This window comes from Halalkalibacter oceani (assembly GCF_040544555.1).
In the GTDB taxonomy this organism is placed as follows: domain Bacteria; phylum Bacillota; class Bacilli; order Bacillales; family Bacillaceae_D; genus Halalkalibacter; species Halalkalibacter oceani.
Genome location: NZ_JBEPKD010000033.1, coordinates 1 through 14,845 on the forward strand (window position 1 = coordinate 1; position 14,845 = coordinate 14,845).

Genomic DNA, 14,845 nt, shown 5'->3' on the forward strand with positions numbered 1-14,845 from the left:
TGTATGTATTTTTCAGGATGTTGGCAAGTGGCCTTTTTTATGTACATAAATTAGCTGCCGTTTCCTACATTTCTAGTGTGCCATAAACAGGAAGGATATAGAAGAAAGCTGAAAGAAGCGATGGACAATGGTTATCGACCTCACTTAGCATTCCCGGATACAAATAAGACGTATACTTCCAACACACTTTTTGGGCCGTTTGCGCGACGGTTACCAGACCGTCGAAGACCTGACTACCTATCTGTACTTCAGGATTTAGGTCTTTCAACGGAGTGCACGGAAATGGATGTGTTGCGGGCGACAGGCGGCATTTTAGCGACAGATTCCTATGAATTTGTTTCGCCGATTATTGTGGAACATAACAACTTTGTTTTAGACTTCTTTGTAGCAGGTTGGCGTTATTATCAGGGAGATCAGGTGATTGACCAGCTTCAAATCGATGATAGGGTAGAATTTTCTTTAGACCCTGAAAACCCTCATGATCATAAAGCAGTCGTAGTCATGTCGGTCAACGGAGAGAAGTTAGGCTTCATCCCTGCTTTTTACAGTGGATGGATGTTTGAGATCATGGAGCAGAACTGCAGCTATCAGGCAAAAGTGGAGGCTATTCATCCACAAGCGGTTGCTCATCGTAAAGTCTGCATTTCCATCACTGGGGAAGTGAATCAATTCGTTAATATCCAGAAAGTGCTGGATGATAAAGAGGAATTACGGGTAGTGATGTGCTGAAGGAATTGAACGGATGTAGGGCGAAATTAGGACGCATGTTGTTTGTCGATGAGTTGAAAGCTTATAAAATGATCCTCTTCTTGCAGAGGGTCTTTTTTTGTTACAAAGAGTGTAAATCGAGGGGAACTGATCGAGGAGGCGAATGGTTCTATTTCTGTTTCAAAAGGTACCAGTCTCGACAGCTTTGTTCCGTATTTTATGGTATAATTTTTACAAAGGTATACGAAGAGGTATTTTAATATGGAACCAATAACATGGTTAAAACCGAAAAATGATTTTATTTTTAAGCTTATTTTTGGAAGTGACAGGAAGAAGTCCAAAGCACTTTTATTATCGCTTTTAAATGATTTCTTACAAGTACCAGATGGGAAAAGTTTTGGGGCCGTGGAAATAGTAAATCCTTTTACCGACAAACAAAATGTAAATGACAAGTTATCTGTTTTTGACATAAAAGCAAAAATTAGTGGATATGGTTATGCCAACGTGGAAATACAATTAACCAATCAAAAAAATATTCACAAGCGATCCCTCTATTACGGAGCAAAATTATATGAAGAACAGTTAGGCAAGGGAGATGACTATTATCAATTAACAAAAGTGACGACCATCAATTTATTGGATTTTGAGTTTTTTACATCGGATGCCTATTATAATTGTTATCGTTTGATGGAAGAGAAAACGGGTGAACCATTTCCGGATTTAATGCAATTACATTTTATCGAAATGCCTAAATTTGTTCGACAGCAGCAAGAACGATCGATCCCAAAGAATGATCGAATGGCAAAGTGGTTACACTTTTTAACAAATGAAGATGATATGAGGTGGGCAAAAATGGCAAAACAAGACCCGATGCTTGAAATGGCAGTAGATATATTGAAGCAGGCAAGCCTGGATCCAGAAACAAGAATGCAGTACGAAGCGAGGGAAAAAGCCTTAAAAGATATTGCTTCCATTCGCGGAGACGGCAAACGTGAAGGCAAATATGAAGGCAAACTTGAGGTTGCGAAAAAGATGATTAAAAAAGGGATGGCGCTTGAGTTGATTGTAGAAATGACGGAACTTCCGCTTGAAGAAGTGGAAGCATTGAAAAACAAACTAACGTAATTCATTGGCCGGAATGTCTGTCAGCATCAAGAGTCATAACCGAAACGTGCACCTAATGAGTGGAGAGGCCACTCCTTAGGTGCTTAGAAAATTAGGCTTTTGAAAAATATTTCTACTTATTTTTCCGAAGTCAGTATATATTTAAAGTGGGGAAATAAGTAACACGAGTGTTTTGTTGATGGAACGCCGTATGCGATGAAAGTCGCACGTGCGGTGTAGGCTCGTTATAAATCCAGAAAGAGAAAGGATAAGACGGGAATAGCGTAGATAAAAGCGGGTTAGTGAGTGCAATAGCTACATCTCAAACTAATCTAGGTTCAGTACAAACAAGTACAGATGGATCTGATGTTCTGGAAAGCGAGCAGTGGGTTACACCTCCGCAATGGACTGCCTATAGCAATGCCATCACTTCTGCTATTTCGGTTCAGGACGATGTAAATGCAAGTCAAACAGAAGTCAACAATGCTATTGCCTCTTTGGCGGTTGCGACACAAACGTTTGATGACGCCAAGCAGAACGGGACAATAGAAATTGAAGGCAGCGCCTCGAATTCAAGCGGCAGTTTTATAGCGGTAACTTTAGGCGGCACCTCAATTCCGCTACCGGATTCACAAGAGTTAAATGGAATTACATCTAATGCAGAAAATACAGTCTTTACAGTAGAAGTAGCTGGGGAGTATGAGCTGTCTTATGATATTTATATAACTGCTGATTTATTAGTTAGCTCAAGAATTACTGTTAATGGAAATCCAATTCCGTCAACTATTGATTCATCAGGTACATCAAAACGGGCTTTCAATGGATCAGCAACAGTCTCAGTAGAGGAGGGTGATGAACTGAGTTTGCAGCTTTATGGATTACTTGGTGGGGTAACTCTTGATCTCGATAATCCGACGACACTCACGATTAAAAAAATCAACTAAAACACATTTAGGGGCTTCCGTTCTGGAGGCTCTTTTTTCTTGTACAATGGAACAAAATTGCGCGGCAACTCCACTCACTGAGTAAGTGTATTTTATGAGAAGGTGGGAATTAACTTAAAATACAAAGAGGAAAGGGGGAGATTTAAAGGGAGAAAGCTACTCGTGTTTTCTCGCAGTGCTGTTTGGAGGGTTTTAAGGCTCTGATGGTATTTCTATTTGTATAAGACAATGCACCCAAAGCAGGGCTTCAACAGTTTATCTGACGTAGCCTTTATTCATAAGAATGCCCCTTCTCCGGCAACAATAACTAAGATGAAACGTAATGGCGTTTGTGATCGTAGAATTCGTATAGAGGATATTCGAAAGGAGTGCTTACAATGAATCGGTATTTGACAGTGACGACTTCGCTCATGCTGGCGGGGCTTCTCGTGGCATGCGGCGGTGAGGAAGAGGGCAGCCCACAACCTATAGAAGAGGAACCAGTCGAAGATCAGGCGGAGGCGGTCGCGCCGGAGCAATTCGCGGAGCGCTATTTGGGTGGGGAGTTTGAGCGGCTGCACAGTCAGACGAGCGCTGAATTTCAGGCGCAGGTGCCGTTGCAGGAGTTTGTTCAGTTAGGCGAGACATTTATTGAAGGAGTCGAGGAATTTCAGCTCGTATCGGAAATTCCTGTGATGGGATATGAGGAGTACCAATGGGTCAGTGATAATGGCGATAAAGGAATCCGCGCTTATTTCGCTGAAGATTGGACGATTGAAGGTCTTCAGGTAATGCCGCTCAGCTCGCACCCGGAGACGGATGAACAGTATACGGAAGGCACATACCGGATGCCGATTACCGGCAGCTGGCTGACGTTTTGGGGTGGAACGAATCAACTGGTGAACTACCATTACCCGGTGGAAAGCCAGCGCTATGCCTACGATCTTGTTGTCGTTGAAAATGGCTCGACTTTCGAAGGCGAAGCAACAAATAATGAAAGTTATCACGCCTTCGGCAAGGAAGTCGTCGCCCCGGCTGCGGGGACGGTCGTCTCTGTTGAAGATGGCATTGCCGACAACACGCCGGGCATCGAGACAAACGAGCAGGAGCCGCTCGGCAATCATGTGATCATAGACCATCACAATGGTGAGTACAGTGTTCTTGCCCATTTTCAGCAGGGAAGTCTTCAGGTGAGCGAGGGCGATCAGGTCGAGGCTGGTCAGCTGCTCGGATTATGCGGCAATTCCGGCAACTCAAGTGAGCCTCATATTCACTTCCACGTCGCCGACAGTGCCGAGTGGGAAGAGGCGGCCTCTATCCGGATTACGTTTGAGGACGGAGTCGAACCGGTGCGTGGTGAAGAGGCAACAGGGTTTGAATAGGTGTTCGTTGGACAGGGGTTGGTGGGGAGAGGAACCTCCTGTTTTGTTAAATGTGGGTCAAGGCATGTATAAGCATTGACGGTATTTTCAGTTAACAAGTATGATAAAATAAAAAGAAAAGGATGTACGGAAAATGGGGAAACGAGCCGATGTTGCCTATGCCAATTATGACATTATTTTTCGCAGCATGACTGAGCAGTTTCGAGAAAAAGCCTTAGATTTTTATGGTATCAACACCGCTCCCATTGTGAGAGTTGTGCCAACTGATTTGCCGATCATTACCGTCAATGATCGCCGAATGGACTTTATGTTTTTGTTAAAGGATGACACGTATTTGCATTTAGAATTTCAGACCGTATTTTCTGAGAAAGAGCTAGACCGTTTTCTGCAATATGATGTGAGTGCTTATGAGAAATACAAGAAGCCAATTCAAACAGTTGTCATTTATGGCGCGGATGTCGATCATGCAACTGAAGTAAAAAAATATGGCTCCGTGACATATGAGACGAAGGCGGTTTTCATGAAGGATTATGACGGGGACCAGATCATCTTAGATCTCTGGACAAAGATTGAAAACGGAGAGGAATTGACCGATGTCGATGAGCTGAACCTTATTTTTCTCCCATTGATGAAAAGCATTGTAGACCGCTCGGAACGGGCGATTGAAACCGTGGAATTAGCTAAGAGAATAAAGAATCAAAATCAGCAAGTAAAGCTCATGTCAACGATTATTGCGATTAGCGACAAGTTCATTGACGAGGAATACGTTGAAAAACTAATGGAGGTGGCGAGTATGGCAAGGGTGTTGCGCATGGCGGAGGAACGAGCAGAACGTAGAACTAGAATCCAAACTCATCAAGAAGATATTAAGGAATATCTGGATAGTCGTTTTGGTCTGGAATCAAAAAGCATGCAAGACGCAGTGGAACAAATTACAGAGATTGACGTACTCAAAATGTTATTACGCGACCTTTACCGGGCAGAGACTCGCAAGGAAATGACTACCCTTATTCAAGAGGCATTAGAAAAGCAGGAGAGATGGTCTCAGTCGGCCGAGTAAACTTTTTGTCGGGGAAGAACCTTGTACTGTGGAAGCTTGATGTAGTAAACATGCTTCAGATTGATCAGGAAAGAATGAAAAAATGGGCCGGTGAGAGGGATGAAATGGTCAGACGTTAGAAAATTATATCCAAATCAATTTGTGAAGTTAAAAGTTTTATCGTCTCATATTAAAAACGGTCAAGAATTTATTGAAGATATAGCAGTAATCAAGCCTGTCTCTGATGAAACAGCAACAAGTGAATTGTTAAAATCAAAAGGTGATGAGTTAGTTTACCACACTGCTAATAAGAAGATCGTACTCGAAGTGCGTCAAGATGTAGGCTTGAGGAGATTGGGCTATCATGAAAATCAAGCATAAATATGGGCTGCTTTTAGTGGATATTGCTTTAACATGGAATGAAAAAATAAAGTGATAGAGAATATGGTTGTCGATACTGGGGCTGCTAGAACCCTTATTTTCAAGGTGCAGTTGAAGATATCGGTCTTCATGTTGACTTACATTGGGATTGGAGGAAAAAGCACGCCTTTAGGAAGCGAGTAAATCAAATTCAAATCAGTGATTGCACGATTAAACACGTTGAGATAGATTTTAATGATTTTGGATATGAAGATATAAATGGATTGCTTGGACTAGATTTGTTAATGGAAGCTGGCTTTACAATTGATTTGTTACATCTTGAAATGGAGAGGAAAGCCTAAAGCGATCTGACAAGAGCCGGAGAAAGAAAAAAGGGGAGAAATCATGAAACGCATTGTTATTGGTGGCTTTGTCCTTCTTGGGGGCTTATTAATTACATTAACCATTTTGTTAGCGGGTACGATTTACGCTATGGAAATAACAGCTTGGTCAGGGAAATCTAAATTATGGCATGCTATTTTTGGAGCGCCACAGTACGGAGATGAACCTGTACAATCCTTATTTTTAGGTTTTCCGTTTGTGATAGGAATTTTGTTAACCGTTGGAGGGTTAATCATTTTAGGGCAGGAATATTATAAAACATGTAAGAATTAAGGCATAGAAAACCTTAGCAAATGACTTTTTCAAGAAGCTACTGCTTTTAACTGATGAAAAATAAATCGCAATTCGCCGAAACAAGTTTTTCTGAAGGCGCAGCAAAGGATGACTCCTCCATCTTTTGCTGCGCTTTTTTCGTTTTTCATAAAGACAGGATCTTGCCAAAACAGAGGAAGCCTGCTACAGTATAAATGACTACAGAACTAATTTAGGATTTTGGTCACTTTTGAAAGGAGAGCTGCTGCACATGGATGCGAAGCGGGAGGCGATTTTGAAGGCTGCGGAAGAGACGTTTTCCACCTTTGGCTATAAAGGAACCTCGGTTGATAAAATCGCGAAGTTTGCCAAGGTAGGAAAGGGAACGATTTATAACTACTTTGAGACGAAGGAGGATATTCTGCTTGAAATTATAAATGTCATTATCCGGGAGATGAAGGAGAAAGCGGATGAGGTTATTCAGCCTGAGCTTCCGGTGTTTATCAATTTTCATAACGCAATATCGGAGATTCTTAATTATCGGGAAGTTCACGCGTTGCTGCGGACGATGGCAAAGGAGATTGACTGGACCGGCTCACCGCTCGTCGCCAACGCCTTGAAAAAAATTGAGACGGAAGCGATTCAATATTTGGCCAGCTTGCTGCAACAGGCGATCAAAGCGAATAAAATCGAGCCTTGTGAGACGGAGCTGACGGCGTTTCTCATTTTCAAATTGTACATTGCTGTTGTGACGGAGTGGGCGCCGCAGCACAGCTTATCGGACGATCAGTTGGCCGGTATTCTTGAGAACAGTATTATGAACGGGTTAATTACAGAGAGACAGGCGGAGGAGAACCAATGAACAAAGGAAGAATCATCACGATTGCGGTTTTTGTGCTGTTGATTTCGGGGAGTATATTCGCTCTTTCGGCGACGAAGGCGGGCAGCCAGTTTGTCAGCGGAGCGGAATCGATGCAAACGGCCTATGTCGAGGCGAAGCAGGCCAATGCCGGCTTTAAAATGGCGGGACGCGTCGTTGAACTGCTCGTGGAAGAAGGGGAAACCGTTGAACAAGGGCAGGTCATTGCCAGACTGGAAAGCTCTGAGCTGGAAAGCCAGGTTGAGCAGGCGAGAGCGGCTGTCAAAGTCCAGGAAGGAAAACTCGCCGAAGCACGCGCGGCTGTTGGCCTGGCTGAAGGGAAAATCAATGAGTCGTCCGAAGCTGTCAATGCGGCGAAGGCGAAGCAATCTCAAGCCTCTTCTGCGGTAACATTAACCGCTGAAAGCGTCGAGCAGCAAATCAAGGAGGCCGAGGCTGCCCTGAAGGCGGCCGAGGCGAAGCTGGCGGCGGTGAAAAGCGGTCCGCGTCCCGAGGAACAGGCGCAGGCCGAAAGCCGGCGTGATGTCGCGAAGGAAGCGCTTGACGCCGCAAGCAAAAATGTTGAGCGGGCGAAGGCGCTGTTAGCCGATGGATTGGCTTCAGAGGTCGATGTCGAGGAGCAGCAGCTAAAGTATGAAAAAGCAAAGTCCGATTATGACGTCGCGCAAAAGCAGGTGGAAATGAGCCAGAAAGGATCACGCCAGGAAGAAATCGACGCCGCCCAGGCTCAGGTCGAGCAGGCGAAAGCAGCTGTGAACCTGGCAAAGGCGAACAAGGCGCAAGTCAACATTAAGCAAGGTGATGTCGAGGCCGCCTCAGCCGGTGTTGCCCAGGCCCAAGCGACGGAACAAACGGCGAAGTCAGGCGTTTCCCAGGCGGAAGCGACTGTGTTATCCGCGGAGGCCGGACTTGAGCAGGCGCAGGCTAATTTGGCCGAAGTGGAAACGTATCTTGGCTACACGGAGCTTGTCGCGCCGACTGATGGCGTCGTCGTCAGCCAGCAGGCCGAGATCGGTGAACTTGTCAGCGCCGGCTATCCGGTTTATACGATTGAATCACATGAGAATCGCTGGGCGACATTTTATTTTCCGGAAACGGACGTAGCCGGCGTCTCGGTCGGCGATACGGTCGAAGTCGGACTTGTCTCGCTCGACACATCGATCGAGGGAGAAGTCGTGCAGCTTAGCCCTACCGCAAGCTACGCGACGCAAAAGGCATCGCAAAGCATCGGCGAAACCGATATACGCACATTTGGCGTCAAGGTGATGCTTAACGAGCTTCCTCCTGATGTGGCGACGGGGATGACGGTCATTTGGCACGGGACGGGAGAAGAGCAATGAAAGAGGAAGGATTGAGCGTAGGCGCAGTCATCATGGAGGAGTGGCGCAGCATGGTGAGAGATAAGCGGCTTTTGGCGATCCTGTTCTTGACGCCGCTTCTCTATACGCTGATGTTCGGCTATTTATATTCCAATGATCGCGTCGACCAGCTGCCGACCGTCATTTTGGATCAGGATAATAGCAGCCTCAGCCGGCAAATGGTGCAGGCCTTTCAGCAGACGGAAGCTTTTGCGGTCACAAGTCAGGTGTACCGGGAAACGGAGGTCGAGCGAATGCTCGCCAGCGGGCAGGCTAAAGTCGGCATTATCATTCCTGCTGATTTTGAGGTCGGCTTAAAACGCGGCGAACGGCCCGCGGTGCTGACGATGATCGACGGCAGCAATATGGTCGTCTCCAATGTCGCAACGAGAGGGGCGAATGAAGTCGTCTCGACATTTGGCCTCGGGGCGACGGTCGAACGGATGCAGCAGGAGGGTCTGCGGACGGAGGAAATTCAGTCGGCCTTTCAGCCGATTCCGTTCAGCTACCGGGTTCTATATAACCCAACGTATAATTACGGAGTCTTTCTCATTTTCGGCTTGATCGGCACCGTGATCCAGCAAGTATTGTTTTTAGGCATCTCACTGACCGTCACGCGTGAGAAGGAACAGGGCACATGGCAGCGTTTCGCCGCATGGCGGGCCTCGCCTTGGAAAACGGCGTACGCTAAGTCGGCGCCTTATTTTCTGATTGGTCTCGTCAATACGTTTTTTACGTTGGGCATCGGCGTTCTGCTGTTTGACCTGCCGTTCAGGGGCACGGTGCTTCCGTTGCTGCTGCTGGCGGCTGCCTTCATCTTCGCGTTGTTGGGCATCGGCTATGCCGCCAGTCTGTTCTCCAGCAACCAGGTTGGCGCGACGCAGGTGACGATGCTGATTGCCGTACCATCCTTTCTGCTCTCCGGCTATACATGGCCGGCCGAAGCGATGCCGGCGGCGTTAGCGTTTGTCAGCAAGCTGTTGCCGCTGACTCATTTTCTCGAGGGCGTCCGTGAAATCTTTTTAAAGGGCAACGGGCTGGAGCTGGTGCTGCCCCCTGCGATCACGTTGCTCCTTATGGGGCTCGTCACATTCTTTCTCGCAATTCTCGTTTCAGGTACGCATTTTTTCTGGAGGGAGAAGGGTGTGGCTGGTGAATTGCCGGAAGCAGGTTCGACGAAGTATGTTTCATAGAGTGGGAGACAAGCTTTGTGAGCAATTGATGGTGACGATATAAGGAGTGTCATTTAGACGTAACAGAAAGTGGAGAGTCCGCTTTCTGTTGCGTCTTTTTTTGAGAACCATGATCGGCTCGATTTTACGTCACAGTTCTGTTTCATAAGTCGTTTTTTCAACAAACATATTCTTAATTTTCTAAAAAATATTGACGGTTTTTCATTCGTTTGTTAGGATAATATTATAAAAAATGAGTTGAACAACTCATATAGTGAGATGGAGGTTGGTGGAAACATGAAGATCGCCCTTTTTAACGAATATAAAATTGGCGTTGTAAAAGAAGATTGCATTTATGACATAACTGATTTACTTAACTGGGATACTGAAAAGCCTCAGCAGTCCTTTGTTACATTGATGAAAAACTTTAAGGATTTAAAGCCGAGGATTGAATCATCTTTAAGGGAAGGAGAGCATTATGCCCTTTCAAATGTTCGTCTTCGTCCTCCTATTCCTAATCCGGGGAAGATTGTAGCTGCTCCTGTGAATTACTATTTACATCAGGATGAAATGAACGAGCAATTCAATAATGCGGAGTATACGATTGAAAAATTAGGCTTCTTTTTGAAAGCGCCATCATCAATTATTGGTCCAGAGGAGATGATTAGACTTCCTTTTAAGGATAGGAGAACTGACCATGAAGCCGAACTGGCTTTTGTCGTAGGGAAGAGAGCTAAGGATGTTCCTGCTTCAGAGGCCCATCATTACATCTTTGGTTATTTCGCTTTAATGGATATTACCGTCAGAGGAAAGGAGGATCGTCCATGGCGTAAATCCTTTGATACATTTACCCCGATTGGCCCTTGGGTTGTGACGGCAGATGAGTTTGGGGATCCAAATTCAGTTGGATTTAAGTTATGGGTTGGAGAAGAGCTGCGTCAATCTGCCAATACGAAAGACTTAATTTATGACTGTTATAAATTCTTTGAAGCTGCATCAGCAGCGATGACACTCGAACCAGGTGACATCTTAACAACGGGAACACCTGAAGGGGTCGGGCCAATTACAAAAGGAGATACGGTCCGAATTCAGATTGATCGTATTGGAGAGTTCTCAGTTTCTGTTGATTATAAAGAGGAGGTTCATTCATGAATACGGAAAAAATGAGCACACAATTAGAGGAATTTCATGAAAAGCTAGAACAAAACAATCTAGGACCGCTTTGGTCTTCCATTCACAAATTGAACACAATCGAACCGAAAGCAAAGCCGATCCCCTATTTATGGAAGAGAGAGCTGATTGAAAGAAATTTAGAAACAGCAAAGGAGCTGCTTCAAGTAGGGGAAGAAGCAGATCGACGGGCTATTTTCTTAATTAATCCGGGAATGAAAGATTTGGAACCGGTTGGTTGGGGGGGAGCTACGCAAACATTGTACGCAGCGGTTCAGGCTGTCAAACCGGGCGAGGTTGCGCCGGCTCACCGGCATACAACAACTGCCTGCCGGTTTGTTATGAAAGGGCATGGTGCTCAAGGAAGAGTAAATGGGGAAAGAGTGGAGTTCGAGCCAGGCGATTATTTAAATACGCCAACCTGGGCGTGGCATGATCACGAAAATACTGGCGAGGAGGAAGTGCTTTGGATGGATTGCCTCGATTCCCCCTTCACCATGTATATGAATGTTTGCTTTACGGAATTTTATCCAGAAAAACAGCAGGAGAGACTTGTTCCCGATGATTTTAATACGAAGCGTTATCAGGGAGGAATGACACGCCCAATCATTGACCGCCAGCCGAAAAGTGCTCCGCTTGGCCGATATAAATGGGAGTTGACGAAAAAGGGACTCGACGGTTTAGAACAGTTTGATCCTGATCCGATTGATGGGTTTGCTCTTGAATACATTAATCCAACGACTGGAAAGGATGCCAACAATCGAATTGGAGCACGGATGCAAAGGCTTCCTGCCGGTTTTTCTGGCAAAGCTCATCGGCATGTCCATAGTAATGTGTATCATGTTTTTAAAGGAAAAGGCTATACCGTAATGAACGGGGTCCGCTTTGACTGGTCAGAGGGTGATTTTTTTGTGATCCCTTCCTGGACATGGCACGAACATGTCAACATTGATCAAGAGAATGAAGCTCTTTTATTTTCTACAAATGATCTTCCTATTATGGAAGCCTTTGATTTTGAAAGGGTGGAGGAGTACAACGAAAATAATGGACATCAGCTCGTAGAAGAGGTGTTCAAACCGCTCTATTAACAGCAACGACTTTCAAACGGTCCGTCCTTTAACAGAAGCCGGCGGACCTCTATGCAAGTATTCGTTAAAGGAGTTGGGAGTCAGGTGAAACTATTAGGGATTTCAGGCACATTAATAGGTGAAAAAACAGCGACCGTTGTCAAAAAGCTATTGGAAGAAGCGCAGAAGATTCAGCCGGACGTAGAAGTCGAACTATTGGATTTACGGGACTATGATGTTCAGTTTTGCGATGGCCGAGACCCAGCAACGTATTGTGGAGACACAAAAAAAGTAATCGAAATCGTCAGTGCGGCCGACTTTTATATTATGGCTACACCCATTTTTCAAGGCTCATTAACAGGTGTCTTAAAAAATCTGATTGACTTGCTTCCCGTCTCGGCTCTCAGAAATAAAGTGATTGGATTTGCGGCAACTGGAGGAACCTACCAGCATTATCTCGTGATCGAAAATCAGCTGAAGCCGATTGCCGGTTACTTTCGTGCTTTTTCAGCTCCGGGATATGTGTATCTTCATAGAGATCATTTCAATCAAATGAATGAAATTGTTGATGAAGACGTCTTGGAAAGAATTCGCAATTTGGCCCAAGAGGTTGTCTTTATGCAAACAGCATTGAAGGGGACACCTCAAAAAATAGAAAACGAGTAAGTAGGAACTCGCATCTTCTGGGAAGGGAGGGGTTTCCTTGATCGAGCAAGTCAATAAAATGGTTCATTTTCCCGATCTGTCTTTTTTCCAATATTGCCAACAAATCTATGGGATTAACCGCGGTGTTTACAATACAATTGATGACCATTTTTTTAGTCATGGACTTTCTGATATCCTTCAACGCAGGCCTAAGATTTTGGCGTTTTTGTCATATTTGGAGGCTAGCAATGGAAGAGGTGAAAATGGTCGGCTGAAAATTGGAAGAAAGGGACTAACAATGAGGCTTCAAGAATTCAGCGAGTCAGGCCAATATGAAGAGAAGAAAAGAGGGTGAAGTATGCTTTCAGCTTTAAAATTCGACCAAAAGCCGATTATCCTTTTTGATGATTTGCAGCAACAAGTTGGTTATTTGATGGCCCCTGCTGAAAATGCGGATGGACAGACGGTGAACTTCATGGCCCATGAAGGGAAGGGGCTTGTGTATGTTTGTATTACAAAGGATATTGCAAGAAAATTGGAGCTTAGTGTAATAGAAGAAAGTGAACAGGGGATGGCGGTTTCGGTTGATTATAAAACATCGACAACAGGGATTTCCGCTTATGAGCGGGCCGATACGATTAAAGCCTTTACGTTATCTGCGGTTGAGCCCGAGGATTTTAAACGTCCAGGTCATATTTTTCCGCTGATTAGTGCGGAGAATATGCTGCTGGAGCGAACCGGGATAGCAGAAGCAGCGGTAATGGTCGCCCGGCAAGCATCAGGACATCCGGCGGCTTACGTCTGTGAAATCTTAAATAAGGAAGCGAACGTTGCAACACGGCTCGAAGTAGAACAAATGAGTAACAAGTTCAAGATGAAAATGATTACGTTTAGCGAACTTTTGCAGGAACAATATGAGCAGGCTCAATGGCTGACCGTCATAGAGCAGCGTTGCCTTGATTCATTAAATGGAATATGGGCCTACACGGTCAATGATGAGCTCTCTCACAGCACGTTCCACATTTATCTGAACCAATACAACGATGATCCGGATGATGTTGTTTTTTATCGTCCGTGTGAGGCCGCCGATTGGCTTGGTCTTGAGCAATGCAAATGTGACAAACATTTACCTGATTATTACAGTGAGCTTGTTCAACAGAAAATTAGTGCCATCATAGTTGAATCCCAGCTTCATAGTAATGTTGGAAGTCATTTTGCGCTTATAAAAAAACAGCTAAAAAAGCTGACCCATACATTTCGGCAGGAGGCTGTTTATCGTCAAATAGCTAATTTTTAAAATCAAAGAAAGATAGGAGAAAACAATGAAATCCATTATGAAGACGGAAAGGGTATATGGAGGCATTCAGGTTGTAGAGGTTGAGCCTCCTGTCCTTAAAGCTGATGAAGTTTTAGTGGAAATTCATCATGCCTCTATTTGTGGATCAGATATTCATGCTTATCAATTTGCACCTACACATCATTATATTCAAACCCCGGTTATTATGGGGCATGAAGCTGCCGGGCGAGTCGCAGAAATCGGCTCGGCAGTTACGAATTTTGATAAAGGTGATCGGGTCGTAATAGAGGCCATTCTTTATTGCGGGAAATGTGAAAATTGCCTGCAGGGAAAGACTCATTTATGTGATGACTTTCAGGTGAGAGGAATGGTGAAAGATGGTGTGTTCACGGAATTAGTTGCGGTTTCTACGAAATATCTTCATAAGATTCCCTCTTCTTTAAGCTATGAAAGGGCCTGTTTGGCTGAACCGCTTGCTGTGGCCAGTCATGCTGTGCTAGATCAAAGTCGAGTGCGGGCAGGAGATGTAGTTCTTGTTACTGGACCTGGCCCTATCGGACTTTTAGTCGCACAGATGGTAAAAGCGGTCGGAGCAGAACCTATCGTCGTTGGAATTGAGTCTGATGAGCAAGTTCGGTTGCCGGTTGCAAGAGAGTTAGGTTGCAAAACAATTAATGTCTCGCTTCAATCGATACCTGAAGTTTTAAAAGCATGGCACGGCAAAGAAACGGTTTCACACGTAATCGAATGTTCGGGAGCTGCTTCTGTTTTTCAAGCTTGTTTGGCAGTAACGGCGAAGGGAGGGAGTATTACCCTTGTTGGCTTATTCTCAAAGATGGTAGAAGGAGACCTTACGAGTGCAATTCGTAAGGAAATTTCTATTTTTTCAAGCTGTGCCTATGACTGGATGAATATGGAGCGGGCAATCAAGTTATTGGCCCAGAATAAAATGAAAACAGAAGGGCTTGTGTCATATTACAAACCGGAAGAGGCAATTAACGCATTTGAAGATGCAATTGCAAAAAAAGTATCAAAGCCGGTGTTCGTGTTTAAGCAATAAGGAGCTTTGTTGATAAGAAAGGGGAC

At 44.8% G+C, this 14,845-nt stretch carries 16 protein-coding genes; all 16 read left to right on the forward strand.

The features are described from left to right. The first annotated feature begins 282 nt into the window (after positions 1–282). The 16 genes from ABMB67_RS21305 to ABMB67_RS21380 all read left to right on the forward strand — a co-directional run bounded on the left by ABMB67_RS21305 (position 283) and on the right by ABMB67_RS21380 (position 14,819). On the forward strand, positions 283–729 hold the full coding sequence (locus ABMB67_RS21305) for an HIRAN domain-containing protein (protein WP_354573236.1): 447 nt from the start codon (positions 283–285) through the stop codon (positions 727–729). A gap of 240 nt (positions 730–969) precedes the next feature. Beyond that, positions 970–1,833 carry an Rpn family recombination-promoting nuclease/putative transposase gene (locus ABMB67_RS21310; protein ID WP_354573237.1) on the forward strand — a complete coding sequence of 288 codons (864 nt, stop codon included), beginning with the start codon at positions 970–972 and terminating at the stop codon, positions 1,831–1,833. Between the two features lie 281 nt (positions 1,834–2,114). Beyond that, complete coding sequence (locus tag ABMB67_RS21315) at positions 2,115–2,756, forward strand: BclA C-terminal domain-containing protein (protein WP_354573238.1); 642 nt, start codon at positions 2,115–2,117, stop codon at positions 2,754–2,756. 377 nt (positions 2,757–3,133) lie between these two features. After that, positions 3,134–4,117, forward strand: a complete 984-nt coding sequence (locus ABMB67_RS21320; protein ID WP_354573239.1) for a M23 family metallopeptidase — start codon at positions 3,134–3,136, stop codon at positions 4,115–4,117. Between the two features lie 133 nt (positions 4,118–4,250). After that, positions 4,251–5,177: an RpnC/YadD family protein gene (locus ABMB67_RS21325; protein WP_354573240.1), complete on the forward strand. Its 927-nt coding sequence runs from the start codon at positions 4,251–4,253 to the stop codon at positions 5,175–5,177. Between the two features lie 99 nt (positions 5,178–5,276). After that, positions 5,277–5,537, forward strand: a complete 261-nt coding sequence (locus tag ABMB67_RS21330) for a hypothetical protein (RefSeq protein WP_354573241.1) — start codon at positions 5,277–5,279, stop codon at positions 5,535–5,537. Positions 5,538–5,921: 384 nt separating this feature from the next. Continuing rightward, complete coding sequence (locus ABMB67_RS21335) at positions 5,922–6,191, forward strand: hypothetical protein (protein ID WP_251224350.1); 270 nt, start codon at positions 5,922–5,924, stop codon at positions 6,189–6,191. A gap of 250 nt (positions 6,192–6,441) precedes the next feature. Beyond that, positions 6,442–7,032: a TetR/AcrR family transcriptional regulator gene (locus tag ABMB67_RS21340; protein WP_354573242.1), complete on the forward strand. Its 591-nt coding sequence runs from the start codon at positions 6,442–6,444 to the stop codon at positions 7,030–7,032. Beyond that, the gene (locus ABMB67_RS21345; protein WP_354573243.1) at positions 7,029–8,390 is read left to right on the forward strand and encodes an HlyD family efflux transporter periplasmic adaptor subunit; all 1,362 of its coding nucleotides are present in this window, start codon (positions 7,029–7,031) and stop codon (positions 8,388–8,390) included. Before ABMB67_RS21340 ends, ABMB67_RS21345 begins: the two co-directional genes overlap by 4 nt. Continuing rightward, entirely contained in the window at positions 8,387–9,601 is a 1,215-nt protein-coding gene (locus ABMB67_RS21350; RefSeq protein WP_354573244.1) for an ABC transporter permease, read from the forward strand. The genes ABMB67_RS21345 and ABMB67_RS21350 overlap by 4 nt, the downstream gene beginning before the upstream one ends. 276 nt (positions 9,602–9,877) lie before the next feature. Next, the gene (locus ABMB67_RS21355; protein ID WP_354573245.1) at positions 9,878–10,732 is read left to right on the forward strand and encodes a fumarylacetoacetate hydrolase family protein; all 855 of its coding nucleotides are present in this window, start codon (positions 9,878–9,880) and stop codon (positions 10,730–10,732) included. Further along, positions 10,729–11,838 (forward strand): cupin domain-containing protein, encoded by a 1,110-nt coding sequence (locus tag ABMB67_RS21360; protein ID WP_354573246.1) that lies wholly within the window; start codon positions 10,729–10,731, stop codon positions 11,836–11,838. The genes ABMB67_RS21355 and ABMB67_RS21360 overlap by 4 nt, the downstream gene beginning before the upstream one ends. 84 nt (positions 11,839–11,922) lie before the next feature. Beyond that, positions 11,923–12,483 (forward strand): NADPH-dependent FMN reductase, encoded by a 561-nt coding sequence (locus ABMB67_RS21365; RefSeq protein ID WP_354573247.1) that lies wholly within the window; start codon positions 11,923–11,925, stop codon positions 12,481–12,483. A 37-nt stretch (positions 12,484–12,520) separates the two neighbouring features. Continuing rightward, a complete protein-coding gene (locus tag ABMB67_RS21370; RefSeq protein ID WP_354573248.1) occupies positions 12,521–12,817 on the forward strand; it encodes a hypothetical protein in 297 nt (98 codons plus the stop codon). A gap of 3 nt (positions 12,818–12,820) precedes the next feature. Further along, positions 12,821–13,759 carry a 3,4-dihydroxy-2-butanone-4-phosphate synthase gene (locus ABMB67_RS21375; protein ID WP_354573249.1) on the forward strand — a complete coding sequence of 313 codons (939 nt, stop codon included), beginning with the start codon at positions 12,821–12,823 and terminating at the stop codon, positions 13,757–13,759. A 25-nt stretch (positions 13,760–13,784) separates the two neighbouring features. Next, positions 13,785–14,819, forward strand: a complete 1,035-nt coding sequence (locus tag ABMB67_RS21380) for a zinc-dependent alcohol dehydrogenase (protein ID WP_354573250.1) — start codon at positions 13,785–13,787, stop codon at positions 14,817–14,819. The last annotated feature ends 26 nt before the right edge of the window (positions 14,820–14,845 follow it).

Bases quoted from the DNA above. Each gene is read 5' to 3' on its own strand.
- ABMB67_RS21305 (WP_354573236.1), top strand. From the start codon at position 283: ATGGATGTGTTGCGGGCGACAGGCGGCATTTTAGCGACAGATTCCTAT.
- ABMB67_RS21310 (WP_354573237.1), top strand. From the start codon at position 970: ATGGAACCAATAACATGGTTAAAACCGAAAAATGATTTTATTTTTAAG.
- ABMB67_RS21320 (WP_354573239.1), top strand. From the start codon at position 3,134: ATGAATCGGTATTTGACAGTGACGACTTCGCTCATGCTGGCGGGGCTT.
- ABMB67_RS21325 (WP_354573240.1), top strand. From the start codon at position 4,251: ATGGGGAAACGAGCCGATGTTGCCTATGCCAATTATGACATTATTTTT.
- ABMB67_RS21330 (WP_354573241.1), top strand. From the start codon at position 5,277: ATGAAATGGTCAGACGTTAGAAAATTATATCCAAATCAATTTGTGAAG.
- ABMB67_RS21335 (WP_251224350.1), top strand. From the start codon at position 5,922: ATGAAACGCATTGTTATTGGTGGCTTTGTCCTTCTTGGGGGCTTATTA.
- ABMB67_RS21340 (WP_354573242.1), top strand. From the start codon at position 6,442: ATGGATGCGAAGCGGGAGGCGATTTTGAAGGCTGCGGAAGAGACGTTT.
- ABMB67_RS21345 (WP_354573243.1), top strand. From the start codon at position 7,029: ATGAACAAAGGAAGAATCATCACGATTGCGGTTTTTGTGCTGTTGATT.
- ABMB67_RS21350 (WP_354573244.1), top strand. From the start codon at position 8,387: ATGAAAGAGGAAGGATTGAGCGTAGGCGCAGTCATCATGGAGGAGTGG.
- ABMB67_RS21355 (WP_354573245.1), top strand. From the start codon at position 9,878: ATGAAGATCGCCCTTTTTAACGAATATAAAATTGGCGTTGTAAAAGAA.
- ABMB67_RS21360 (WP_354573246.1), top strand. From the start codon at position 10,729: ATGAATACGGAAAAAATGAGCACACAATTAGAGGAATTTCATGAAAAG.
- ABMB67_RS21375 (WP_354573249.1), top strand. From the start codon at position 12,821: ATGCTTTCAGCTTTAAAATTCGACCAAAAGCCGATTATCCTTTTTGAT.
- ABMB67_RS21380 (WP_354573250.1), top strand. From the start codon at position 13,785: ATGAAATCCATTATGAAGACGGAAAGGGTATATGGAGGCATTCAGGTT.